Annotated in this window: 21 protein-coding genes; 12 read left to right on the forward strand and 9 right to left on the reverse strand. The window is 69.0% G+C overall.

Annotated elements, in window-relative coordinates; translation table 11 throughout:
• Positions 1-8: 8 nt before the first annotated feature.
• Genes ABZ195_RS08790 through ABZ195_RS08820 form a run of 7 tightly spaced genes read left to right on the forward strand, consistent with a single transcriptional unit; the run spans position 9 to position 6,893 of the window.
• Positions 9-896 (forward strand): carbon-nitrogen hydrolase family protein, encoded by an 888-nt coding sequence (locus ABZ195_RS08790; RefSeq protein ID WP_355216737.1) that lies wholly within the window; start codon positions 9-11, stop codon positions 894-896.
• Positions 889-1,188, forward strand: coding sequence for an MSMEG_0570 family nitrogen starvation response protein (locus ABZ195_RS08795; protein WP_355216739.1), 300 nt, complete (start codon positions 889-891; stop codon positions 1,186-1,188). The genes ABZ195_RS08790 and ABZ195_RS08795 overlap by 8 nt, the downstream gene beginning before the upstream one ends.
• On the forward strand, positions 1,185-2,474 hold the full coding sequence (locus ABZ195_RS08800) for an MSMEG_0569 family flavin-dependent oxidoreductase (RefSeq protein WP_355216741.1): 1,290 nt from the start codon (positions 1,185-1,187) through the stop codon (positions 2,472-2,474). Before ABZ195_RS08795 ends, ABZ195_RS08800 begins: the two co-directional genes overlap by 4 nt.
• Positions 2,475-2,488: 14 nt before the next feature.
• Positions 2,489-3,544, forward strand: a complete 1,056-nt coding sequence (locus tag ABZ195_RS08805) for an MSMEG_0568 family radical SAM protein (protein ID WP_355216743.1) — start codon at positions 2,489-2,491, stop codon at positions 3,542-3,544.
• Positions 3,545-3,549: 5 nt separating this feature from the next.
• Positions 3,550-4,953 carry an MSMEG_0567/sll0787 family protein gene (locus ABZ195_RS08810; protein ID WP_355217047.1) on the forward strand — a complete coding sequence of 468 codons (1,404 nt, stop codon included), beginning with the start codon at positions 3,550-3,552 and terminating at the stop codon, positions 4,951-4,953.
• 10 nt (positions 4,954-4,963) lie between these two features.
• Positions 4,964-5,794 (forward strand): carbon-nitrogen hydrolase family protein, encoded by an 831-nt coding sequence (locus tag ABZ195_RS08815; protein ID WP_355216745.1) that lies wholly within the window; start codon positions 4,964-4,966, stop codon positions 5,792-5,794.
• Positions 5,795-5,798: 4 nt separating this feature from the next.
• The gene (locus tag ABZ195_RS08820; protein ID WP_355216747.1) at positions 5,799-6,893 is read left to right on the forward strand and encodes an MSMEG_0565 family glycosyltransferase; all 1,095 of its coding nucleotides are present in this window, start codon (positions 5,799-5,801) and stop codon (positions 6,891-6,893) included.
• Positions 6,894-6,925: 32 nt separating this feature from the next.
• On the opposite strand, the gene ABZ195_RS08825 is transcribed toward ABZ195_RS08820, so the two are convergent.
• Complete coding sequence (locus tag ABZ195_RS08825) at positions 6,926-7,648, reverse strand: TetR/AcrR family transcriptional regulator (RefSeq protein ID WP_355216749.1); 723 nt, start codon at positions 7,646-7,648, stop codon at positions 6,926-6,928.
• An 80-nt stretch (positions 7,649-7,728) separates the two neighbouring features.
• Between ABZ195_RS08825 and ABZ195_RS08830 the strand changes: the two genes are divergently transcribed.
• Positions 7,729-9,174 carry an FAD-dependent monooxygenase gene (locus ABZ195_RS08830; protein WP_355216751.1) on the forward strand — a complete coding sequence of 482 codons (1,446 nt, stop codon included), beginning with the start codon at positions 7,729-7,731 and terminating at the stop codon, positions 9,172-9,174.
• Positions 9,171-10,610, forward strand: coding sequence for an MFS transporter (locus ABZ195_RS08835; RefSeq protein WP_355216753.1), 1,440 nt, complete (start codon positions 9,171-9,173; stop codon positions 10,608-10,610). Before ABZ195_RS08830 ends, ABZ195_RS08835 begins: the two co-directional genes overlap by 4 nt.
• Here ABZ195_RS08835 and hadC read toward each other — a convergent pair.
• The 3 genes from hadC to ABZ195_RS08850 form a co-directional block, all read right to left on the reverse strand.
• Entirely contained in the window at positions 10,597-11,067 is a 471-nt protein-coding gene (gene hadC / locus ABZ195_RS08840; RefSeq protein WP_355216755.1) for a (3R)-hydroxyacyl-ACP dehydratase subunit HadC, read from the reverse strand. The two genes, ABZ195_RS08835 and hadC, sit on opposite strands and share 14 nt — an antisense overlap.
• A gap of 184 nt (positions 11,068-11,251) precedes the next feature.
• Positions 11,252-15,793: an ATP-dependent helicase gene (locus tag ABZ195_RS08845; RefSeq protein ID WP_355216757.1), complete on the reverse strand. Its 4,542-nt coding sequence runs from the start codon at positions 15,791-15,793 to the stop codon at positions 11,252-11,254.
• 45 nt (positions 15,794-15,838) lie between these two features.
• Positions 15,839-16,999: an SRPBCC family protein gene (locus ABZ195_RS08850; protein ID WP_355216759.1), complete on the reverse strand. Its 1,161-nt coding sequence runs from the start codon at positions 16,997-16,999 to the stop codon at positions 15,839-15,841.
• 68 nt (positions 17,000-17,067) lie between these two features.
• Here ABZ195_RS08850 and ABZ195_RS08855 point away from each other — a divergent pair, with 68 nt between their 5' ends.
• The gene (locus ABZ195_RS08855; RefSeq protein WP_355216760.1) at positions 17,068-17,670 is read left to right on the forward strand and encodes a TetR/AcrR family transcriptional regulator; all 603 of its coding nucleotides are present in this window, start codon (positions 17,068-17,070) and stop codon (positions 17,668-17,670) included.
• Between the two features lie 30 nt (positions 17,671-17,700).
• Here the strand turns inward: ABZ195_RS08855 and ABZ195_RS08860 are convergent, their stop codons facing one another.
• The 3 genes from ABZ195_RS08860 to ABZ195_RS08870 all read right to left on the reverse strand — a co-directional run bounded on the left by ABZ195_RS08860 (position 17,701) and on the right by ABZ195_RS08870 (position 20,479).
• Entirely contained in the window at positions 17,701-18,297 is a 597-nt protein-coding gene (locus ABZ195_RS08860; RefSeq protein WP_355216761.1) for a TetR/AcrR family transcriptional regulator, read from the reverse strand.
• 230 nt (positions 18,298-18,527) lie between these two features.
• Complete coding sequence (locus tag ABZ195_RS08865) at positions 18,528-19,505, reverse strand: D-glycerate dehydrogenase (RefSeq protein WP_355216762.1); 978 nt, start codon at positions 19,503-19,505, stop codon at positions 18,528-18,530.
• An 89-nt stretch (positions 19,506-19,594) separates the two neighbouring features.
• Positions 19,595-20,479, reverse strand: coding sequence for a LysR substrate-binding domain-containing protein (locus tag ABZ195_RS08870; protein WP_355216764.1), 885 nt, complete (start codon positions 20,477-20,479; stop codon positions 19,595-19,597).
• A 75-nt stretch (positions 20,480-20,554) separates the two neighbouring features.
• Here ABZ195_RS08870 and ABZ195_RS08875 point away from each other — a divergent pair, with 75 nt between their 5' ends.
• Both ABZ195_RS08875 and ABZ195_RS08880 read left to right on the forward strand, forming a co-directional pair.
• Positions 20,555-21,250 carry a 3-oxoacid CoA-transferase subunit A gene (locus tag ABZ195_RS08875; protein WP_355216766.1) on the forward strand — a complete coding sequence of 232 codons (696 nt, stop codon included), beginning with the start codon at positions 20,555-20,557 and terminating at the stop codon, positions 21,248-21,250.
• Entirely contained in the window at positions 21,247-21,927 is a 681-nt protein-coding gene (locus ABZ195_RS08880) for a 3-oxoacid CoA-transferase subunit B (protein ID WP_355216768.1), read from the forward strand. The genes ABZ195_RS08875 and ABZ195_RS08880 overlap by 4 nt, the downstream gene beginning before the upstream one ends.
• A 13-nt stretch (positions 21,928-21,940) precedes the next feature.
• Here the strand turns inward: ABZ195_RS08880 and ABZ195_RS08885 are convergent, their stop codons facing one another.
• Together ABZ195_RS08885 and htpG are read right to left on the reverse strand one after the other, a co-directional pair.
• Positions 21,941-22,747 (reverse strand): SDR family oxidoreductase, encoded by an 807-nt coding sequence (locus ABZ195_RS08885; RefSeq protein ID WP_355216770.1) that lies wholly within the window; start codon positions 22,745-22,747, stop codon positions 21,941-21,943.
• An 8-nt stretch (positions 22,748-22,755) separates the two neighbouring features.
• On the reverse strand, positions 22,756-24,702 hold the full coding sequence (htpG, locus tag ABZ195_RS08890; RefSeq protein ID WP_355216772.1) for a molecular chaperone HtpG: 1,947 nt from the start codon (positions 24,700-24,702) through the stop codon (positions 22,756-22,758).
• Positions 24,703-24,721: the final 19 nt, after the last annotated feature.

Below are 24,721 nucleotides of genomic sequence, written 5' to 3' on the forward strand. Positions count from 1 at the left end.
GACTCCACATGACGAAACTCGCAGCGGTGGCGGCGAACTTCACTCGCGACCTCGAACAGAATTACGCGTTGATCGACGCCCTGGCCCGGCAGGCCCGGGACGCGGACGTCGACTTCATGGTGTTGCCGGAGGCTGCCATCGGCGGGTACCTCTCGTCGCTGGGCAACCACGGCGACACGGTGAAGACGACGACCCGGTCACTGCCGCCGGCAATTCGCATCGACGGGCCCGAGATCGCCAGGGTGCAGCAGATCGTCGGTGATTTGGTGGTCGCCATCGGTTTCTGCGAACTGGACGCTGACGGCGAAACCCGTTACAACGCAGCGGCAGTCCTCGACGGCACCCGGGTGTACGGCACCTACCGCAAGGTTCACCAACCCCTCGGTGAGGGCATGTCCTATTCGGCGGGCTCGGACTACGACGTCTTCGACACGCCCGTCGGTCGAGTCGGGCTGCAGATCTGCTACGACAAGGCCTTTCCGGAGGCCGCTCGCATCATGGCGCTCAAGGGTGCGCAGATCATCGCGAGCCTCTCGGCGTGGCCGGCGGCTCGGACGGCGACTGCGGAGAACCTTCAGGACGACCGTTGGACGTACCGGTTCAACCTGTTCGACGCGGCTCGGGCGCTGGACAACCAGGTGTTCTGGATCGCGTCCAATCAAAGCGGCACCTTCGGCTCGCTGCGGTACGTCGGCAACGCCAAGGTCGTGGACCCCGGTGGAAACGTACTCGCCACAACGCTTCTGGGGAGTGGCATGGCGGTCGCCGAGGTCGACGTCGACGGTACGTTCCGCGCCATGCGTGCGGGCATGTTCCATCTGCGCGACCGCCGGCCCGACGTCTACGGCCCGGTGACCGAGGATGCCGGCCAGTGGCAGGAACTCGCCCATGCCTGAGATGACCTTCGACGTGCAGTGGCCCGACGGCCGGGTGCAGCGCTGCTACTCGCCCAGCCTGGTGATGCACGACTACCTGACCTCCGGGTCTGACTACACCGTGGCGGAGTTCGTCGACCGATCCGCGACGGCGTTGCAGGAGGCCAGTGAACGCGTGAGCGTCAAGTTCGGCTTCGCGTGCACCTCGGCCGCTGCCACCACGGAGCAAATCAGCGCCACGGCAACCGAATTCCCCGGTGACGCCACGATTCGCATCGTCGCCATGCGCCCGGGGCTGGAGAAGACGTCATGAGCCCCGACCACGTCTCCGTCGCCGTCATCGGTGGCGGACAGGCTGGCCTCTCGGTGAGTTGGTACCTGCTTCGGGGCGGCGTCGACCACGTCGTGCTGGAGGCCAAGACCCCGGTGCACGCCTGGTCGGACACCCGCTGGGACAACTTCACCCTGGTGACGCCGAACTGGCATTGCAAGCTGCCCGGCTACGCCTACGACGGGGCCGACCCGGACGGCTTCATGACCCGCGACGAGGTCGTGCGGTGGCTTGACGGATGGTTGCAGACCTTCGAGCCGCCGCTGCGCACGCACACCCGCGTGACGACGTTGCGTCGCCGTGCCGCAGGAGGATTCGAGCTGACGCTGGCCACCGAGGCGGGCCAGGAGACGTTGACGTGTGACCACGCGGTGGTGGCCACCGGCGGCTATCCCATCCCCGTGCTTCCCGCGTTCGCGGCGTCGCTGGACGCGTCGATCACCCAGATTCACTCGGAGCAGTACCGCAACGCCGATCAGCTGCCCGAGGGCGCGGTGCTGGTCGTCGGCACCGGCCAGTCCGGTGCCCAGATCGCCGAGGACCTGCATCTCGAGGGCAGGCAGGTGCACCTCGCGGTCGGCAGCGCACCGCGGGTGGCCCGGTTCTACCGCGGCCGCGATTGCATGACCTGGCTGGCGGACATGGGGCTCTACGACAAGCCCGCGCCCGAGTATCCCGGCGGCAAGGCGGCCATCGAGAAGACGAACCACTACGTCACCGGTCGCGACGGAGGGCGCGACATCGACCTGCGTCGGTTCGCCGCCGAGGGCATGCGGTTGTACGGCACCCTCGGTGACGGCAGGGACACTCAGCTGACCTTCGAGCCGACGCTGCGAAGCGCGCTCGACAGGGCCGACGGGACCTACAACTCGATCTGCGCCGACATCGACGCCTACGTCGAGCGGGAGGAGATCACGGCGCCGCCGGCCACCCGCTACACGCCGGTCTGGGAACCCGAGGCCGAGGTCACCGAACTCGACCTGGCCGCCGCGGGCGTCACCAGCATCGTCTGGGCGATCGGCTACCGGCCGGACTACCGGTGGATCGAGGCCAGCGCCTTCGACGGCGGTGGACGGCCGATGCAGAACCGTGGTGTCACCGAAGTGGAGGGTCTGTCCTTCATCGGGTTGCCGTGGATGCACACATGGGGTTCCGGTCGGTTCCTCGGCGTCGACCGCGACGCCAAGCACATTGCGACGACGATCATCGACGATCTCCGACGTCAGTCCGCGACTAGCGCTCATCGCCGCCTCGCCGTGGCCCGCTGAGAACGAGGGAAGTCATGTCCGTCTCCACCCGCGTCGACCTGACCCTGCTTGGGATTCGGGGTCGCCCACCCGTCAGCCGCACCGCCGGTGCCGGCCCCAGCGCCGACGGCCACCTGATGATCGACGGTCACGCCGCCGCACTCCCGCTGAATGCCAACAGCCCCTTCGTCTTCGATGGCAGCCGTGTGTTGCTCGACGGGGAGGACTCGGGCCTGGAGGTGGGTGTGATCGATCGTCCCGCCTTCTACGATCTTCGGACGGCCGAGGGCATCTCGTACGAGGCGATCGCACGACTGCACGGCCGAGACGTACTGGCCACCACGGTCGTACAGACGTGCGTGCGCTACGGCGTCGACGACCGATGCCGGTTCTGCTCCATCGAGGAGTCCCTGCGCACGGGTGCCACGACGGCGGTGAAGCGGCCGCACGAGCTTGCCGAGGTCGCCGAGGCCGCGTTGCGCATGGACGGCGTCCGCCAGATGGTGATGACGACGGGTACGTCAGCAGGTGCCGACCGCGGGGCTCGGCATCTGGCCCGGTGCGTGCGGGCGGTGAAGGCCGTTGTACCGGGCCTACCCATCCAGGTGCAGTGCGAGCCGCCGGCGGACGTGGCGGTGCTGACCGAGTTGCGCGAGGCCGGCGCGGACGCGATCGGCATCCACGTCGAGTCGCTGGACGACGAGGTGCGCCGCCGATGGATGCCGGGCAAGGCGACGGTGCCGCTGGCTCAGTACCGCGACGCGTGGCGCGAGGCCGTCCGCATCTTCGGCCGCAACCAGGTGTCGACGTATCTCATCGTCGGTTTGGGGGAGGACCCCGACGAATTGGTCGCCGGGGCAGCAGAACTCGTCGAGATGGGCGTCTACCCCTTCGTGGTGCCGTTCCGGCCGCACCCCGGCACGCTGGCCACCGACGTCGACGGTGCCGTGGCGCCCGACGCGGCCACGGTGGAGAAGGTGTCGAGGGAGGTCGCCAACGTGCTTCGACTGGCGGGGATGGCCGGGGCCGACCAGAAGGCCGGCTGCGCCGCGTGCGGGGCGTGCGGCGTGTTGCAGAGCGTCGGCGGGTGAGGGCGGTGGAGACGCTGTCGATTCTCGCCGGTACCCGCACCCACGCCGTCTCGGCGGCGGGCTTCCTCATCCGCCGGGCGGACGACGGTGCCGACCTGGCGGCGTACCGCAGGCTGCGTCACGACGCCTTCGTCGTCGACCAACACCTCTTCGCCGGGAGCGACGCCGATGACGTCGACGACGACCCGCGCGCGGTGGTCCTGGTGGCGGTCGCCCCGGATGCAACCGTGGTGGGCGGGGTGCGGTTGGCCCCGCGGTGCGAGCCGGATCTGGGCTGGTGGACCGGGAGCCGGCTCGTCACCAGCTCGGCGGCTCGGTCCTCGGGAGTCGGCCCGGCCCTGGTCCGCGCGGCGTGCGCGCACGCCGAGTCGGCGGGCGTGTTGCGCTTCGACGCCACCGTGCAGCGGCGGTACGCGGCGATGTTCGGCGCGCTCGGCTGGGAGGACCACGGCGACTGTGTGGTGGCGGGTCGACCGCACGCGCTGATGCGGTGGCCACTGCACCGGATGCAGCGTCTCGCCGACGCCACCAAGTCGTTTCTCGGCGACGCCCTGGCTCCGTTGCGCGCGGTGCCAGGCGGTCTGGGTCCCGACGGTTTCGTCGGCGACGACGGCGTGCCGCTGCCCGGCAGTGATCTGGTGGCGGCGTGTGATGCAATCATCCCGTCCATGGTGGAACGCGATCCGGAGTGGGCGGGGTGGTGCTCGGTGCTGGTCAACGTCAACGACCTGACCGCGATGGGCGCTGCGCCGACCGGGTTGCTCGACGCGGTTGGGGCGCCCACCCGGTCGCTGTTGACCCGCATCGTGCGCGGCGTCGCGAAGGCCTCGCAGGCGTGGCGGGTGCCCGTGCTCGGCGGTCACACCCAGCTCGGGGTCCCGGCCTCGTTGGCGGTGACGGCCTTCGGTCGGACGTCGAGTCCGATTCGCGCCGGCGGCGGTTCCGCTGGTGACACCGTGCGCCTCACCGCGGATCTCGCGGGCGGCTGGCGTTCGGGTCAGCATGGAAGGCAATGGGATTCGAGTAGCACCCGCAGTGCCGACGATCTCGCCGAGTTGGCCACGCTGGTCGCGCGGATGGCGCCGCGGGCGGCCAAGGACGTCAGCATGGCTGGCGTCGTCGGCACGATGGGAATGCTGGCCGAGGCCAGCGGGACGGGCGCCGAACTGGACGTGACTCGGATACCCCGGCCCGCGGACGCCGACATGGGTGCGTGGCTGACGTGCTTTCCCGGGTACGCCATGCTCACCGCGAACCAGACCGGATCGTCGGCGCCACGAGTGCCGTCCGGCGTGGTCACCGCCGCCTGTGGTGAGCTGACGGCTCGCCGCGGCGTTCGGCTGAGGTGGCCCGACGGCGTCATCACGACCGCGGTGGGTGCGGACGTCACGGGGCTGGGAAGGGCCTGACGTCGTGCTCGTGACGATCGGTGCGGTCGCGGCGCACTTCGGCCGCGATCTGGATCGTGGCGTCAGCAAGGTCGTCGGCATCGTCGACGCCGCCGCGCGAGACGGTGTGGAACTACTGGTGTTCCCCGATGCCTGCCTCGGCGGGTACATCGGTGATCTGAATGCACCCGATCTGAACGACCAGCCCCCCGCGTTGGACCCCGACGGGCCGGAGATCGCGGCGGTGATCGCTGCGGCGGGTCCGATGACAGTCTGCGTCGGCTACGCCGAGCAGGCGCTCGGTGGACGCTACAACGCGGCGATCTGCGTCTCGGGTGACGGCGTGCTCGGACACCACCGCAAGGTGCACCAGCCCGCGGGCGAGTCGCTTGCCTACCTCGCGGGCAACTCGTTCGCGGCGTTCGACACCCCGGTCGGGCGGCTCGGGATGCTCATCGACTACGACAAGACGTTTCCCGAATCCGCGCGAGCATTGGCGCTCGACGGCGCCCACGTCATCGCCGCGCTGTCGGCCTGGCCGGCCAGTGTCACCGACCGGGCGTCTCGGCTGCCCGCCGACCGGCAGGCACGGTTGTTCGACCTCTACGACTGTGCCCGGGCGGCGGAGAACCAGGTCGTCGTCGTCTCGTCGAATCAGACGGGCGTCATGGGCGCGCTTCGCTTCCTCGGCCAGGCGAAGGTCGTCGGTCCCGGTGGCGACGTGTTGGCCAACACCGGTTCCAAGGGCGGGTTGGCCAAGGTCACCGTCGATGTCGAGGCCGAGATCACCCGCGCTCGAAAGGTGTTGAACCACATCGCCGAACGTCGGGTGGATGCCTACGGCGTCGGCGCCGGAAGCTGATCCGATGCGCGTGGCACTGCTGACCTATTCCACCAAGCCCCGTGGCGGCGTGGTGCACACGCTGCACCTGGCCGAAGCGTTGGCCGCGGCGGGCGCGGACGTCACGGTGTGGTCGTTGGCCCGTCACGGCGATAGCGGCTTCTTCCGTGCCGTGGACCCGCGGGTCCGAATGCGGCTGGTCGACTTCCCGGACGGAGGCGAGGAGTCGGTCACGGCACGCATCGTCCGGTCGATCGCGTTGCTGCGAGAGGCGTTCACCCCCGAGGACTTCGACATCGTGCATGCGCAGGACTGCATCAGTGCCAACGCGGTGGGGCACTGCATTCGGACGATCCACCACCTCGACGAGTTCACGACGCCCGTGCTGGTGCAGTGCCACGAGAAGGCCGTCGTCGACCCGTACGCCCGCATCTGTGTCTCAGCGGCGGTTGCCGCGGAGGTGCGGGCCGGATGGGGGCTGTCGCCGACGGTGATTCCGAACGGTGTTGCAGCGCAACGGTTCGACGATGCGGCCGCCGACGATCCGGTCGCCGAGACGCAACGCGCGCAATGGCGGCGACGGCTCGGGCGCTACGTCCTGGCGGTCGGCGGCATCGAACCGCGCAAGGGCACCGTCGACTTGGTGCAGGCGTATGACCTTCTTCGGCGCCGCGTTCCCGACGTCGGGCTGGTCATTGCCGGCGGTGAGACGCTGTTCGACTACCGCGAGTACCGGGCCGAGTTCGACCGACGGTGCGCGAACCTCGGCGTCGAACCGCTCATCCTCGGGGCGGTCACCGACGACGACCTGCCGAGCTTGGTCGCCGCGTCGTCGGTGTTCGCCTTTCCGTCGACCAAGGAGGGCTTCGGGCTGGCGGCGATGGAGGCGCTCGCGGCCGGGCGGCCCGTCGTCGTCCGGGATTTGCCGGTGCTGCGCGAGGTCTTCGGTGACACCGTCCGCTACGGCTCGACGCCGACCGAGCTGGCTGACCTGATGGCAGATGCCATCGAGCATCCGCTGGATCCGGCACCGGGACGCGCGTTGGCGGCGTCGCTGACCTGGCAGACCGCCGCGGCCCGGCACTTGGAGTTCTATGCAGCCCACCCGATGCCCCGCTAGCGGTCACCACCGGCGGGCGGCGACTCAGGGGGTCAGCAGTCTTCGAGCCCGTCGATCATCAAGGTGAGCGTGAAGTCGAATCTGTCGTGACCTTCGCCGGAGGTGAGTTCGGCGGCGTATCGAGAGGTGTGGGGGAAGGTCGCGGCCGGCAGGGTGGCGAACCGGCGACGCAGTTCGTCGCGATCGAGAACCCACGCGGTGTCGTCGTCGCTGGCGCGCTGGCGCGCGATGGACGCCTCCAGGCAATACGAGGCCACATACAGGAAGAGGGCGTCGATGGCCCAGGCGGCGGCTTGGGGCGCGATGCCGCCGGCAAGCAGAATGGCCAGCATTCCCTCGTTGACGCGCACGATCTCGAGGTCGGTGGGCGCCATGGCCAGCGCGGCGCGGGAGATGCCCGGGTATCGGAGGTACTGGTCGCGCATCTGCGTACACACACTGCGAATCTGATCCCGCCAGGTCGCGGGGTCGGGATCGGGTAGGTCGAGCTTGGCGCACAATCGCCCCATGAGCAGCTCGTCGAGGTCGGCCTTGTTGACCACGTGGGCGTAAAGCGACGCGGGTCCGGTGTCGAGTGCGTCTGCCAGTCGGCGCATCGTCAGGGCTTCGAAGCCCTCTGCCGCAACGACTTTCAGGGCGGTGTCGACGACGTGCCCGGGGGTCAGCGGAGTCTTACGGCGCCGCGGTCGGGCAACGTCGGATGCCTCAATACGGGGCGGCTGATGGCGCGCCGCGCGTCGCTCCTTGGGGTTCACCCCTGGAGCCTAACTTGACACGAACACTGTTCGCTAATAGAACAGTGTTCGTGAATGGCAAATCGCAGAATGAGTCCGCCGTGACCGTCGTAGGCGCCGGTCCCGTCGGCCTGATGCTCGCCGCCGAATTGGCACTCGCCGGTGCGGACGTCCACGTCCTCGAACGGCGAACCGAGCCAGATCGGGAGGCGAAGGCACAGTCGGTCAACGTTGCGACCGCCGAGGCGCTGGACCGCCGCGGATTGCTGCCCGACGCCCAGGAATCCGCTCCGCGCGTCACCGGCCACTTCGCCGGGATGGTCCTCGACCCCGACCTCGTCGACTGGTCCGATCCCGACTTCGTGGCGCACACCGCCGCCGACCGATGCCGCATGCTCGCGCAACCCCGACTCGAGGCGCTCCTCGCCGACCACGTCGCACGTCTCGGCGTACCGGTGCATCGCGGCGTCGAGGTCACCGGGCTCGACGACGTCGGCGACGGCGTGCGCGTGCGCACTTCGGCGGGTCCGATGCGCACCGGATGGCTGGTGGGCTGCGACGGCGGGCACAGCGCCGTGCGACGACTCGCCGGGATCGAATTCCCCGGCAACGAAACGGAATTCATCGGTTACCAGGCAGTCGTCGACCTCGACGACCGCGCGAAGCTCGCGAACGGCTGGGTGTGGTCGGCGCACGGGGTGTACCGCTGCGGGCCGCAGCCGGGCCGGGTGGTCACCCTCGAGTTCGGTCCCGTCGGTGCGCGATTCGCGCGTGCCGACCGCACGACTCCGGTCACCCTCGAAGAGGTGCAGGCCAGCCTGCGCCGGACCTCGGGTACCGACGTCACGGTGACCGGACTGCGTGCGACGCCGACCCGCTGGACCGACAACACCCGTCAAGCCGCGGACTACCGGTCGGGACGGGTGCTGCTGGCCGGTGACGCCGCCCACGTGCATCCACCGTTCGGCGGGCAGGGCCTCAATCTGGGCATCGGGGACGCGATGAACCTCGGGTGGAAGCTGGGCGCCGTGGCGGCGGGGCGCGCGCCCGAGTCGCTCCTCGACACCTACGACACCGAGCGTCGGCCGGTCGGCGCCGGGGTGATGGACTGGACGCGGGCCCAGACGGGCCTGATGCGGGGTGACGCCTCGTCGGCCGCTCTGCGCGGGGTCCTCGCCGACCTGCTGGGCACCCCGGCGGGTACGACCTACGCGGTCAAGAGGATCGCGGGGGTCACCCAGCGTGTCGACCTCGCCGGCGGCCACCCCCTGGCCGGCGCAATGGTGCCAGATCTGTGGTTGCGCGACGGATCGCGTGTGGTCGACCACGGTCACGGGGGCGGCTTCCTGTTGCTCGACCGGGTGCGTGACGGCACGTTCGCGCGACTGGCCGCGCCGTGGGCCACCGAGGTCACGATCGTCGCGGACGGCGACGGCACCCCCACCGGAGTCCTGGTCCGGCCCGACGGCGTGATCGCCTGGGCGTCCGACACGGATGACGCTGCGGGACTGGACGACGCGCTGCGGCGATGGGCGGGCGGGCGATGACCGCCACGACCACGCTGCCGCTGCGGCGCGCGGTGCCGGTGCTCGTCGTGGTGTTGATCGCCGACCTGATGGACCTTCTGGACACCACGATCGCCAACCTCGCGGGCCCGTCGATCCGCGCGGATCTCGGTGGCGACGAGACGACCCTGCAGTGGGTGCTCGCCGCGTACACCACCACCCTGGCGATCGGGCTGGTGACGTCGGGCCGCCTCGGGGACATCCTCGGCCGGCGACGGCTGTTCCTGGCCGGGATGACCGGCTTCACCGTCGCCTCGCTTGCCTGCGGGCTCGCGCCAGGTGTGGGGTCACTGATCGCCGCCCGTGCAGTGCAGGGCCTCGCCGGGGCGGTGATGATTCCGCAGGGCTTCGCGCTCGTGAAGGTCGTGTTCCCGCCGGATCGGTTACGCGCGGCGTTGATTCCCTTCGGGCCGATCATGGGCCTCGGCACCGTCGCCGGGCCGATCCTGGCCGGCTGGTTGCTACACCTGGACCTGTTCGGCAGCCAGTGGCGGGCCATCTTCCTGGTCAACGTGCCGATCGGCATCCTGACCGTGGTCCTCGGATGGTTCCTCTTGCCCAGGAACGCCGGTGAGGACCCAGACCTGCGCGTCGACCTCGGCGGGGTGGCATTGCTCACCCTGGCCTCGCTCCTGCTAATCGTGCCCCTGGTCGAGGGCCGCGAGTTCGGTTGGCCCGCATGGTCATTCGGCATGATGGCGGTAGCGCTCGTGGCGGCGGCACTGTTCGCGTCGTGGGAACGACGCAGCGCCCATCCGGTGCTGCCGCCGTCGCTCTTCGCTCGGCGCAGCTTCGTGGTCGGACTGGTGATCACCGGCGCCTTCTTCGCCTCCTTCACCGGCTTTCAGCTCGCGGTGAACCTGCTGTTCCAACTGGGCCTGGGCTGGAGCCCGTTGAACACCGGATTCGCCCTCATCCCATGGGCGTTGGGCACCGCGGTGGCCATCGGCCTCAGCGGCGCCGTCCTCGCAGACAGGTTCGGCCGCAGCTCGATGCAGGCGGGCCTGGGGGTCGCGGCGGCGGGCCTGCTGGGCCTGTGGTGGATCCTCGGCCATGCCGATGGGCCATTGACGGCGTGGACGGTCGCGCCCGCTCTGTTCGTCATCGGGTTCGGCTCGGGCCTGGTGTTCGTCCCGAGCTTCGACTACATCCTCGGCGACGCGACCGTCGAGGAGGCGGGGGCGGGCTCCGGAATGCTCAACGCGGTGCAGCAGTTCGCCAACGCCATCGGCTTCGCGGCCCTCGGCACCGTGTTCTTCGCCCGCGCGGACGAAGGCGGCGTGGACGCGATCTCGTCGGCGACCCAACTCGTCATCCTGGTCGCCGCGGCGCTGTACGTGGTCACTGCACTGTTGGTGGGGTTGCTGCCCAAGCACATTGGGGTGTCCGAGCCGTCCGCGGACGCTACATCCCGGTGATCTTGACGCTGTGCTCGGCCTGCTGGCCCATCAGCGTCGTGAATGCCTCGAGCACGACCTCGCCGTCGTCGTTCGTGCAGACGTTCCTGGTCACCACGATGTCGGCGCCGAACCGCTCGTCGACGGAGGCGATCTCCAACCGCGCGCGCAGTCGGTCACCGGCGTAGATCGGGCGGTGGTAGACGAATCGCTGGTCGACTTGGACGATGTTCATCGTCTCGATGCCGACGTCGACGTTGCGGAAGAAGTCCTGCTGGACCAGCAGGGCGTACACCGCGGTGAACGTCAGCGGAGCCATCAGCGCGCGGTGGCCGAGTTCGGCGGCGGCGGCCTCGTCGAAGTTGACGCCGTCGGTGGACTGGACGGCCTTCGCGTACTCGCGGATCTTCTCCCGGCCGACGACGAAGTAATCGGGGTAGTGGTGCACCATGCCGCGTATGTCGGTCTTCAGAGCCACGATGCACCTCCGGGGAGGTGCCTCGAGGCGAAGTGGCGGCGACGGGTTTCAGGGTCAACGAACTTCACGACATTCCATTCAAGCAAATCTCGTAGCCGAGCTCATCTTCAGACACTCGCAGGGCTGTTCACCTGCGGTGACGCGGGCGGGCGAGTGGTCGGGTCGACGGATTGACCGACGGTTCTCAGCGCAGTCGCAGTCCTCGGGGAGTTCGGGAGAAGCCGCTGGCGGTCAAGGCTTCCTGCACGGCGACGTGCTCCGGGCCCGCCCCCGGCTCCAGGATGGGTACGCCGTTGATCCGTTCGACGAGAAGAGACCGCAGCCGGCCGGCGCCGACCAGCTCGACCAGTGCCGTCGCCGCGGCGGCGTGGGCCTCGGGATCCGGGGTGAAGGCCAACAGGGAGCGACCACCGCGCTCGAGGAACCAGGTCAACTCCCCGTCGACGACGACCACCAGTGCGCCGGCCTTGCGGCCCGGGCGGTGTCCGACGTCGGCGTCTGCTGGCCAGGGCAGAGCTGCGCCGTACGGGTTCGCCGGATCGGCGGCCGCGAGTACGACGGCGTGGTACTCCCGATGCTGACGGTCCACGTCGTCGAGGTAGGTGCGCAGTCGGTCGACCGTCGATGCGACGGCGAACTGGGCGCCGCCGAGTGACTCGACGAAGTAGCCGCGTTGGCAGCGACCCACGTCCTCCAAGGCGGTGAGCACCTTGTACAACATGGCAAACCCGCCGGGGACGCCCTCGGAGGCGCCCTTGGTGAGCACCCCGTACCGGTTGAGGAGCAGTTCGGCGGTGAAGTGCGCCCGGATGGTCGAATCGGGTTCCGGCTCGGGGAGAACCGACCAGCGCCCCGCCACGGTCGCGTCGGTGGTGCGCGTCTGGGCGTGCGCGACGCTGTAGCGGCTCAACCGGGGCGGTCGCTGTCGTTGTCGGTGGGCGCCGCCGCGCTTTCCGGTGCCCGACAGCAGGGCGCGCACCGGGGCGAAGGTGTCACCGGTGATGCGGCCCGCCCAAATCAGTTCCCACAGGGCATCCTTGACCGCCGAGGTGGGATCTCCTGCCGAGGCGCCGGTCGTGAGTTGCCGAAAGAAGTAGGCGCCCCCGTGTTCCAGGGTGTCGAGGATTTCGCGGTGAACCTCGGTGAGGTCGAACTCCGAGGGCGCTGCAAGCGTCAGCGGCGCCGTGTCGGTGCTGTGGAAGGCGATCCAGCCGTCGCCGCTGCCGATCGCGCCGGCGCCGGACCACGTCACCTCCCCGGCGGCGAGCAATTCGTCGAGCATCGCGGGCTGATAGTTGCGCACCCGTTGGCCGAACACCAACGGCTCGATCGCCGAGGCGGGGATGGGCACGCCCGACAGCTGCTCGATCACCGACGCCAAACCGTCGACGCCCATGCTCTTCTCGACGCCGACCTGCTGCCAGGCCGGCAGGAACCGGGCGTATGCGGCGGTGCTGACCGGCTCGACCTGGGCGCGCAGCGCGGCCAGCGACCGTCGCCGAAGGATCTTGAGAACGTCGGCGTCACACCACTGTTCGGTGTCGGCGGGGGCGGCGGTGGTGAACTCCCCACGCACCAGCCGCCGGTCGGCCGACATCCGGCCCAGCACATCGGCCGTCACCCGTACGCCCAGCCCGAAGCGCTGAGCGGCGTCCGTGGTGGTGAACGGTCCGCGGGTACGGGCGTAGCGGCCGAGGAGCTCGCCGAGGGGATCGGCGACGGTTTCGGTGAAACTCGCCGGAATGCCCACGGGGACGGCGATTCCGATCCCGTCGCGCAACAACCCGATGTCCTCCACGGCGACCCACCACGTCTGACCGGCGAACGAGACCGTCAATGCGCGCCGGGCGGCCCGCAGTCCCTCCAGCCACCCGCCGACGTCGTCGACGGTGGAGCGGTCCGCCACCTCGGCCTCGGTGAGGGGGCCGAGCAGTCGTAGGAGATCGGCCACGCCCTCGGCGTCGCGCACCCGTCGGTCCTCGGCGAGGCGTTGCAGCTGCGCGACGGTCGACTCGATGACCTTCTGGTCGAGTAGCTCGCGGAGTTCGACGCGACCGAGCAGTTCGGCGAGCAGCGTGCTGTCCAGGGACAGGGCTGCCGCCCGCCGCTCCGCCAGCGGACTGTCGCCCTCGTACATGAAGGCCCCGACGTAACCGAACAGCAGTGACGCGGCGAACGGCGACGGCGTGACGGTCTCGACCTCGAGGATGCGAATGCTCCGCTGGGCGACGCGACTCATCAACTCGCGCAACGTCGGAACGTCGTACACGTCTTGCAGGCATTCCCGGACCGTCTCGAGGACGATCGGAAAGTCCGGGTACTTGCGGGCGATGTCGAGCAGCTGTGCGGCGCGCTGGCGCTGATGCCACAGCGGTGACCGCTTGCCGGGGTGGCGCCGCGGCAGCAACAGGGCGCGGGCGGCGCATTCCCGGAACCGCGACGCAAAGAGGGCCGAGCCGCCCACCTCGTCGGTCACGATCGGGTCGATCTCGTCGGCGTCGAAGACGAAGAGTTCGGCACCGGGTGGGGTGTCGTCGGTGTCGGGGAGGCGCACGACGATACCGTCGTCGGACGCCGTCGGCTTCTCGTCGATGCCGTAGCGCTCCCGCAACCGCCATGCCACCGCCAGCGCGAGCGGCCCGTGCACCCGTAAGCCATAGGGGGAGTGCAGGATCACCCGCCAGTCGCCGAGTTCGTCGCGGAAGCGTTCGACGACGAACGTGGTGTCGGTGGGAACGGTGCCCGTGGCCTCCTTCTGGTCGAAGATCAGCTGCCAGAGGTTGTTGGTGGCGAAGTCGTTGAAACCCATCGTGGCGCAGCGTGCGTCGAACTTCTCGCGGTTCATGCTCGCCAGGTCGCCGGTGAACGCGCCGATGGCGGCCCCCAACTCGGCGGGTCGGCCCACCCCGTCGCCGCGCCAGAACGGTAGCCGGGCTGGCTGCCCAGGCGCGGGCAGCACCAGCACGCGGTCGTGGGTGATCTCGGTGATACGCCAGCTGGTGGCTCCGAGGGAGATGACGTCGCCGGGTCGCGACTCGTAGACCATCTCCTCGTCGAGTTCGCCCACCCGTGACGGCTTGTCGGTGTCGGCCGAGGACGCCAGGTACACGGTGAACATCCCGCGGTCCGGGATGGCGCCGCCGGAGGTCACGGCCAGCCGCTGGGCACCCGGTCGTGCGGTCAGGGTGCCGGCGTCGCGGTCGTAGACCAACCGGGGCCGCAGCTCGGCGAACTCCGTGGAGGGGTACTTGCCGCTCAGCAGGTCCAGCGTCGCCTCGAACGCGCTGCGCGGCAGCGTGGCGAACGGAGCGCTGCGCCGCACGGCGTCGAACCATCGGTCGGCGTCGAGTGGCTCGAGCGCCGACGCCGCGACGGTGTGTTGGGCCAGGATGTCCAGCGGGTTGGTCGGCACCCGCATGGTCTCGATCTGACCGGCGAGCATGCGCTGGACCGTCACCGCGCAGTCGATGAGGTCGGTGCGGTGCTTCGGGAACAGCACGCCCTCGGAGATCTCGCCGACCTGGTGGCCCGCGCGGCCGATGCGTTGCAGCCCGCTGGCCACCGAGGGTGGAGACTCCACTTGGATGACGAGGTCGACGGCCCCCATGTCGATGCCGAGTTCGAGGCTGGAGGTGGCCACCACGGCCTTGAGCCGACCGGTCTTGAGATCGTCCTCGACGATCGCCCGCTGCTCCTTGCTGATGGATCCGTGGTGGGCCTTGGCCAGCAGCGGCTCGGCACCAAGGGCCACGCCGCTGCCCATCACCTGCGCCGGTGCGCCACCGCCGACCTTCGGGTTGCGGGTCTCGACCACCTCGCCGCCCTGCCGTTCGGCGTGAATCTCGTTGAGCCGCGCCGTGAGTCGCTCGGCGAGCCGCCGGGAGTTGGCGAACACGATCGAGGACCGATGCGACTCGATGAGGTCGACGATGCGTTCCTCGACGTCGGGCCAGATGCTGTTGTTCTCCAGGTTGGCCATGTCGGGCACCGGCACCTGGACCGACAGGTCGAAGGTCTTGGCGGCCATCGGCGCGACGATGGTCGTGGGGGCGTGGCCGGACAGGAAGCGCGCCACCTCCTCGGGTGGCCGAACCGTCGCCGAGAGCCCGATTCGCTGGGCCGGCTTCTCCGTCAACTGGTCCAGACGCTCCAGCGACAGGGCCAGGTGGGCGCCGCGCTTGGTGGCCGCGACGGCGTGCACCTCGTCGACGATGACCGTCTCGACCTCGGTGAGTGTCTCCCGTGCGGCCGAGGTCAGCATCAGGAAGAGGGATTCGGGCGTAGTGATGAGGATGTCGGGTGGCCTGGCGATCATCTCGCGGCGGCGGTTGGGCGGGGTGTCGCCGGAGCGAACTCCCACGGTGATGCTCGGGGCGACTTCGCCCCGGCGTTCGGCGACGCGAGCGATGCCGGTCAGCGGGGTGCTGAGGTTGCGCTCGACGTCGACGGCGAGTGCCTTGAGCGGCGAGATGTAGAGCACCCGGGTGCCTGCCTTGGCGTCCCGTGGTTCGCCGGAGGCCAACCGGTCGACGGCCCAGAGGAACGCCGCGAGTGTCTTGCCCGACCCCGTGGGGGCGATGACCAGCGTGTTGTCACCGTTGGCGATGGCATCCCACGCCTCGGTTTGGGCAGCCGTCGGTGCCGCGAAGGTGCCGGTGAACCACTCCCGCGTCAGGTCGCTGAAGCGGGCCAGCGGTGCTGCCGGTGCAGCGGACGTGCGGGCCATCTAGCCATAGTGCCCGCACCCACCGACAACACACGTCCGGTGTCGCTACCCGAGGGCCACACCGAGCTCTTGGGCGAACACCTTGATCATGTGTTGGACGGCGATTTCGTTGCGTCCGATGATCATGTGGTCGTGCTGGCCGTGCCGCACGCCCTCGCCGCATTGGGGCAGCATGGCGAAGTCCTCGTCGCGCACGGCAGCGTGCACGGCTTCGTAGATGGCGTCGTAACCGGCGCGCATCTCGTCGTTGGTAGCCGGAATGCGGCCCATCCAGCTGTGCCGGACGGTGCACCGCGTCGGCTGCCCCTCGGGAAGCATGTCGATGATCTCCACGCCCACCGGGCTGTTGGCGAGGATCAGGTTGGGGTAGATCCAGTAGATCACCCCCATGTTGGCCGACGGTTCGCGTGACGCGGCGGGGTCCTCGGTCAGATTCTTGATCCAGGTGAACGGAAACCCGATGCGGTGGTGCCTGCCGAACTCGTCGTAGACGGCGGTGTTGGGCAGGGTGTTCTGGCCGATCACGCTCTGGCCGTGAACGAAGGGGAAGTGATAGCCCTCGGCGAAGGCCTCCAACGCACCCTTCCACGACACGTCGGAGGAGAACTCGCGTTCCGTGTGATAGCCGTAGGTGCCGTAATCCCATTGCGCCAGCTCGTGTCCGACGGGTCCGAGGTGCGCGTCGACGTCGATGGTCGAGTCCGCGCTCAACACCGCCCAGACGAAGCCATGGCGTTCCTGGGAGGGCAACTCGACGAGCCCGTAGTCGGCGGTGTTCATCGAGTCGAAGCCTGCCTTGCCGGGCACCATGAACAGCTCGCCCGTGTTGCGGTAGGTCCAGGCGTGATATGGACACACGAAACGTGAGGCGTTACCGGATCCGCACGCTGGCATCGCCCCGCGGTGTCGGCAGTAGTTGAGGAAGACGTGACTGGTGCCGGCGCGGTCGCGGGTGACCAGCAGTGAGTCGCCGAGTACCGACCGCACCACGAAGTCGTTCTTGGCTGCGATCTGGGCCGACGGCACGATCGCCAACGGCACGCGGCGCAGGATCTGAGACTCCTCGATCTCGGTGATCTTGGGGTCGCGGTAGTAGTGCAGCGGGACCTTCAGTTCGCGGTCGGCGAGGTCGGTGGTCCCGGCCACGGCATGCCGCAGAGCGCGGTCGGTCAGGGTTTCGTCGATGCTGCTGGCGGTGACGGACATGACCAGACCATACAATCAGCGACGGTTGTATTGTCAAGAGTGACTACAAATCGTGCGACGATCCTGTGATGCGAAGGCATGGCTGGGCCGGAGACATCCCCGTCGACGACGCCGACGCCATACGCCGCATCATCGACGTGGCCCGGCGCAGTATCGACGAGAGGGGCGCGGTGAGCGTGTCCGAAGTTGCTCAGAGCCTGGGCGTCACGCGTCAGACCGTGTATCGCTACTTTCCCACTCACGAAGGGCTTCTGGCGGCCACGGCCCTGTCCGCCGTGGACGACTTCCTGGATCGCCTCGCCGCACGGCTGGGGTGGATCACCGATCCCACGGACGCGGTGGTCGAGGGCATCGCCTACACGCTCGAAGAACTGCCCAACGACCGATATCTGAGCTTGGTGATGCAACCCGGCAAGGCCAGTGCGTTCACTGCCGGCGTGACGTCCGACCTGGCGATCGGATTCGGCCGATCCATCCTGGAACGCTTCCACGTCGACTGGGCCGCAGCGGGATTCGCCGGACCGATGCTCGACGAGCTGGTGGAACTGATGTTGCGCACCCTGCAGTCGTTCATCGTCGACCCCGGTGGCGACACGCGCCGGGGTGACGGCCTGCGAGAGTTCCTGCGACGGTGGATCGCACCCGCCGTGCGCGAGTACGCAGCGAGGTAGGCCGCCGGAGGCCGCCCGCGATGTGCCGAACTAGCGCTGCGGCACGCCCTCGAGGATGAGGCCGACGGCGGTCTGGACGCGGTCCGCTGCTCGCTGAAACGTCATCGTGCCGGCCGCGGCCTGAATCAGGGCTCCGGAGAACACCAACTCGAGCGTGGCGATGACCTCGGGCCACGAGCCCGGGCCGACCGCGGAGGCGATGAGCCGGTGGATCTCCTGGCCGATCTGTTCGCGGGCCCGATCGGCGGTCGGTCCACCCTCGAGGAAGACCGCCGCGCACGCCGAGGCGATCGCCGGCACCTCGGCGACGACGAGCATCATGTGGCTGAGTTGTTCGGCGACGCGGCTGAGTGAACCGTGGCTGGCGGTGGTGCTCATCTCGCACGCGCGGATCCGCCTCAGGCACGTCTCGACGATCAGCTCGTCCGTCGAGGGGAACAGGAGATCCGCAGTGGCGGGAGGCACGCCGGCCTTGGCCGCCACCTCGCTGACCGCGACGTCGTCCACGGGGGAGTCGCGGAGCAGGTCGACCGTCGCGTCGATCAACTTCTTCGACGCCTCGGCGTTCGACCGTTGGCGCCGCCGTACCTCCAGCTCGTCGATATCGGACGAGCCTTCGCTGGACATGTGTCCAGACTAGCCACGGCCAGCTGGCCTCGGCAAGCTGGATCGGAAGCCTGCTTCCAGCAACTGTTTCGTCGATCGGTCATTGCCGACCGGCGGGTCGCGTCGGATCCGGGCGACGTCGCAGCGTCGGCTGTACTGGACAGATGTCCAGGCAGCGGACCGGGGGAATGCGCCTGACGCGACCCCGCGGGCAGCACCACCCCGGGCGACGTCGCCGACGCTGACGGCCGTCAGCGCACCGGAGTCAGAGGCGCATTCCCCGACAGCACCGCCGCGACGTTGTCGATCGCAAGGATGCCCATGGTGTCGCGGGTTGCCTCGCCGGCGCTGGCCGTGTGGGGAGTCAGGACGAGGCCGGGGGTGTCCAACAGCGCCGGGTCGACCCGTGGTTCGCCTTCGAAGACGTCCAGTGCGGCGCCGCGAATCTCGCCTCCGTGCAAGGCGGCCATCAACGCAGTCTCGTCGACTACGCCGCCGCGAGCGGTGTTGACCAGGTAGGCAGTGGGTTTCATGGCCTCGAGTGCCGACGCGTCGATCAGGTGCCGGGTCTCGGGAGTCAGCGGCGTGTGAACGCTCACCACGTCGCTCTCGGATAACAATGTCTCGCGGTCGACGAACGTCACGCCGTCCTCGACCGTGCCAGGGGTGCGGCGGCGCGAGGACGCGATGACCGTCATGTCGAACGCCTGCGCGCGCCGAGCCACGGCCTGGCCGATGCGTCCGTAGCCGAGGATTCCGAGGGTGGCCCCGGCGCTGATGTCCAGGCCCACCAGCATGCGTGGACCCCAGACCCACGGCTCTTGGCTGCGAATCAACCGGTCGCCCTCCGAGATTCGTCGTGTGACGTCGAGGATCAGGGCGAAGGCGTGGTCCGCGGTGGCCCGGTCGAGGACGCCGGGGGTGTTGGTCACGGTGACCCCGGCGGCATCGGTTGCCGACAGGTCGACGTTGTCGAACCCGACCGCGACGTTGGCGATGACCTTCAACTGGGGACCTGCGGCGGCGAGCAGGCCGGCGTCCACCCGCTCTGTCAGGGTGATGACTGCGGCGCTCGCCCCGGCGAACCCCGCCTCCAGCTCCGAACGCGTGGGCGGTGCCTCCGAGCCGACGCGCAGCGGGACGCCGAGCGAGTGCAGGTGGCGCATTGCGCGGTCGGTGAGGAGCCTGGACACGTAGACGATCTCGGATGCTGCCGACGGGACGGTCACGTGATCATTATCCCGGCGTCGACCCGTCGACCAGTCTGGCCGACGCGGTGTAAGCGTGTGTACGAGGCGCCGCGGCCCACGTTCTTCCGCTACAACGCCAGGCTGCGGAGTACGACCAGTGCGCGTTCGACGGCGGGCGGCGCCGCGTCCCCAAGGTGGGCGGCGACGAGGTCCACGCCCAGCGTCGCCGGCTCGAGTGGCCGATAGGTGACCCCGGCGACGTCCAAGTCGGCGGTCGGAGCCGGCACGACCGCGACCCCGAGGCCCGCGGCCACCAGCGTGACGAGCGTCGATGTCTCCGAGACCTCCTGCCGGATCCGGGGAGCGAAACCGGCGTCGGCGCAGATCGACGTCAGCACGCGACCCATCACCGAGCGATCCTGTCCGGCGTGGGCGATGACGTCCTCGTCGCGCAGGTCGTCGACCACGAGTGTGCTTCGCGCGGCGAGCCGGTGTGCCGAGGGCAACGCGGCCATCAAGCGGTCGCGACGGACGAGCTCGGTGTGTACCTCGGGGTCGTCGACGGGTGGGCGCAGCAGGGCGATGTCGACGTCGCGGTTGCGCAGCGCGTCGAGCTGGGCGGGGGCGAGCATCTCCCCGCGAATGCTGATCTCCACGCCGGGCAGCTGGTCACGCAGGGCCCGGACTAGGCGGGGCAGCACCGAATACGTCGCCGAACCGACGCACCCGATCGACAGATGGCCCTCCAAGCCCTGCGCGATGCGGCGTGCCTGGTGGCCCGCGTCGTCGACGGCGTCGAGGACGGCGATCGTCCGACGCAGATACGCCTCACCCGCAGCGGTCAGTTCGACCCGACGCGTGCTTCGGGTGAGAAGGCTGACGCCCAGCTCGCGTTCCAGTTGGCGGATCTGCTGCGATAGCGGGGGCTGGGCGATGTGCAGCCGTTCCGCGGCGCGTCCGAAGTGCAGCTCCTCGGCGACGGCCCGGAAGTAGCGGAGGTGACGCAGCTCCATATTGAAACGTCCTGCCTATCAATGATCAGGATATGGGTATTTCAGAATACCTATGGCCACACCTATGGTCGAAGCATGAGTCGAACGACGATCCACTCCGACCCCGCCGACGCCGTTGCCGGCATCGCCGACGGAGCCACGATCCTGGTGGGCGGGTTCGGCATGGCGGGGATGCCGACCGTTCTGGTGGATGCCGTGATCGAGCAGGGGGCCACCGGCCTGACCATCGTGAGCAACAACGCCGGCAACGGTGACACCGGATTGGCGGCCCTGCTGTCCGCCGGTCGGGTTGCCAAGGTGATCTGTTCGTTTCCGCGGCAGGCGGATTCCTACGTCTTCGACGAGTTGTACCGCGCCGGCAAGGTCGACCTCGAAGTGGTGCCGCAGGGCAACCTCGCCGAGCGCATGCGCGCCGCCGGCGCGGGTATCGGGGCCTTCTTCTGCCCGACCGCGGTGGGCACCCCACTGGCCGAGCGCAAGGAGACCCGCACCATCGACGGCCGGGACTACGTGCTGGAATACCCGATCCGCGGCGACGTCGCCCTGATCGGTGCCTGGAAGGCCGACACCGTTGGAAACCTGCTGTACCGCAAGACCGCTCGCAACTTCGGGCCCGTGATGGCAACCGCCGCGGCGGTGACGATCGTCCAGGTCGCCAGCGTCGTCGACGCCGGCCAGATCGATCCGGAGACCGTCGTGACCCCCGGCATCTACGTCGACCGGGTCTTGAATCTGTCCGCCATGTCGGACGCCACGCAGGAGGCATCGTGACCACCGCAGTCGACGCGACCGTCGAACACCTCGACCGCGGACCGCTGGACCGCGACGAACTGGCGGCCAGGGTGGCGGGCGGCATCCCACCCGGCTCCTACGTCAACCTGGGAATCGGTCAACCGACCACGGTGGCCGATCACCTCGACCCCGACGCCGGCATCGTGCTGCACACCGAGAACGGCATGCTGGGCATGGGCGGGCGGGCCTTCGGCGACGACATCGACGGCGACCTGACCAATGCCGGCAAGATCCCCGTCACCGAAACCGCCGGCGCCTCCTACTTCCACCACGCGGACTCGTTCGCGATGATGCGCGGGGGCCACCTCGACGTCTGCGTGCTCGGGGCGTTCCAGGTCAGCAGACACGGCGACCTCGCGAACTGGCACACCGGAGCACCGGACGCCATTCCGGCCGTCGGAGGTGCCATGGATCTGGCGATCGGCGCGAAGCGCGTCTACGTCATGATGAACCTGTTCGCCAAGGACGGCACGGCCAAACTCGTCCCGCAGTGCACCTACCCGTTGACCGGACTCCGGTGCGTCAGCCGGGTCTACACCGAGGTTGCCATCTTCGACATCGACTCCGCCGCAGGTGAAGTGGTCGTGGTGGAGACCTTCGGCATCGACGTCGCAACCCTGTCCACCCGGGTCGAGATCGAGCTGACCACCAGATGACCGCGAGCGAGGCTCAGCCCAGCGTGCCCTGGTAGCGCCGCATGCCCGCAAGCCAGCGCTCGTAGTCCTCACCCTTGCGCCGATACATGCCCAACACGTCCGCGTGGGGCAACACCAGGAAGCGACCGTCGCGGACCGCGTCCACCGTCATCGCCGCCACCCGATCGGCGCCGATGACGTCGCCTGCGGTGGCGACGGCGGCGCCGGCCATCCGGGCCAGCGGATCGGGGGACTGCAGGATGCCGCTCAACAGGGGAGTGTCCACCCCCATCGGGCACACGCACGACACCCCGATTCCCTTGTCGCCATAGGTGATCGACAGCCACTCGGCGAAGCCGACCGCCGCATGCTTGGTGACCGAATACCCCGCCGCGCCCAACTGCGTCAGCAGGCCCGCCGCCGAGGCGACGCCGACGAAGTGGCCCTCGCCGCGTTCGAGCCAGCCGGGCACCAGGGCCTTCGCCGCCCGCACGTGCGCACGCACGTTTACGTCGACGACGGTGTCCCACGCGGCTTCGTCGTCTCCCAGCCCGGGCGGACCCATGATCCCGGCGTTGGCGACGAACACGTCGACGGGTCCAAATGCGTCCTGGGCACGGTCGATCAGGGCACCGACACCGTCGACGGACGCCGCGTCACCGACCACCGCGACCGCCGACCCGCCCGCTGCCTCGACCAGGGCGACCGTCTCGTGAGCGCCGTCGCGGGCCAGGTCACCGACCACCACGGCGGCGCCCGCCGCGGCGAAGGCGACGGCAAGCTCGCGCCCGATTCCCGAACCGGCACCCGTGACGACGGCGACCTTCTCCTCGATCTGCACGACGGTGGCTATACCGTCCGCGCCAGTCGGTCGGCCAGCAGTGCCGCGAACCGGGCCGGATCATTCAGCACGCCACCCTCGGCCAGAAGTGCCGTGCCGTAGAGCAATTCAGCGGTCTCGGCCAAGCCGTCGGACTCGGCGGAGGCAGCATGCGCATCCCGCAGACCGGTGACCAGGGGGTGCTCTGGATTGAGTTCGAGGATCCGCTTGCCGACCGGCACTTCCTGCCCCGAGGCGCGGTACATCCGCGCCAACTGGGGGGTGATGCCAAACGCGTCGGTGATCAAGCAGGCCGGTGACGAGGTCAGACGCGTCGAGAGCCGCACCTCCTTGACGTGATCGGTCAGCGTCTCCTGCAACCAGGTCAACAGGTCTGCGAAGTCGGCGTTCTGGGTGTCGTCGGTCCCGTCGTCGGAGGCCCCGAGGTCCACCTCGCCCTTGGCCACCGACTGCAGTGCCTTGCCGTCGAACTCCGGCACCGACCCCACCCACACCTCGTCGACGGGATCGGTCAGCAGCAGCACCTCGTAGCCCTTGGCCTTGAACGCCTCCAGGTGCGGCGACCGCTCGAGCAGTTGCCGGGATTCACCGGTGGCGTAGTAGATCTGGTCCTGGCCGTCCTTCATCCGCGCGACGTAGTCGGCCAGCGTCGTCGCCCCGCCGACATTCCCCGTCGCTTCGCTCGCCCCACCGTCGCTGAAGGTCGACGCGAATGACGACAGCCGCAGGAGGGCATCGCGGTTGTCGGCGTCGGAGATCAAGCCCTCCTTGACCACTCGACCGAACTGCGTCCAGAAGGTCTGGTAGTCCTCGGGACGGTTGGCCTGCATCTCCTTGATCGTCGAGAGCACCTTGCGGGTGAGGCTGCGGCGGATCACCTTGATCTGGCGGTCCTGCTGCAGGATCTCCCGAGACACGTTGAGCGACATGTCCTGAGCGTCGACGACGCCCTTGAGGAAGCGCAGGTACTCAGGCACCAGCTCCTCGCAGTCGCCCATGATGAACACCCGCTTGACGTACAGCTGGACGCCGGTCTGACCGTCGCGGTTGAACACGTCGAAGGGCGCCATCGACGGAATGAACAGCAGCGCCTGGTATTCGAAGGTGCCCTCTGCCTTCATCGCAATGACCTCGAGGGGCTCGTCCCAGGCGTGGGCGACGTGCTTGTAGAACTGGGCGTATTCCTCGTCGGAGACCTCGCTCTTGGGCTTGGCCCACAGCGCGGTGCGCGAGTTGATCGTCTCGGTCTCGACGACGCGGGACGGCTCGCCACCCTCTTCGGCCGGCGGGACGGTCTTCTCGACCTCCATCCGGATGGGCCACGAGATGAAGTCGGAGTACTTCTTGACGAGTTCGCGGATCTTCCACGGCGAGGTGTAGTCGTGCAGTTCGTCGTCGGCGTCGGCGGGTTTGAGGTGCAGCGTCACCGAAGTGCCCTGGGGCGCGTCGTCGACGTCGGCGATGGTGTAGGTGCCGTCACCGCTGGATTGCCAACGGGTGGCCGTGGTCTCGCCCGCCTTGCGGGTCAGCAGCTCGACGGCGTCGGCCACCATGAACGTGGAGTAGAACCCGATGCCGAACTGACCGATCAGCTGTTCGGCATCGGTGGCCTTGTTGGCCTCGCCGAGCTTCTTGCGAAGCTCGCCGGTTCCGGACTTGGCCAGGGTGCCGATCAGGTCGACGACCTCGTCGCGGGTCATCCCGATGCCGTTGTCGCGGACGGTCAGCGTGCGCGCGTTCGCGTTCACGTCTAGTTCGACGTGCAGATCCGAGACGTCGACGTCGAGGTCCTTGTCGCGGAACGCCTCGAGCCGGAGCTTGTCCAGCGCATCGGATGCGTTGGAGATCAGCTCCCGCAGGAACGAGTCCTTGTTGGAGTAGATGGAGTGCACCATCAACTGCAGCAGTTGACGGGCCTCAGCCTGGAATTCCCTCTGTTCGACGTGCTCGCTCACGTCGCGATGATAATCCCCG

Source organism: Mycobacterium sp. NPDC006124 (assembly GCF_040614235.1).
Classification (GTDB): domain Bacteria; phylum Actinomycetota; class Actinomycetes; order Mycobacteriales; family Mycobacteriaceae; genus Mycobacterium.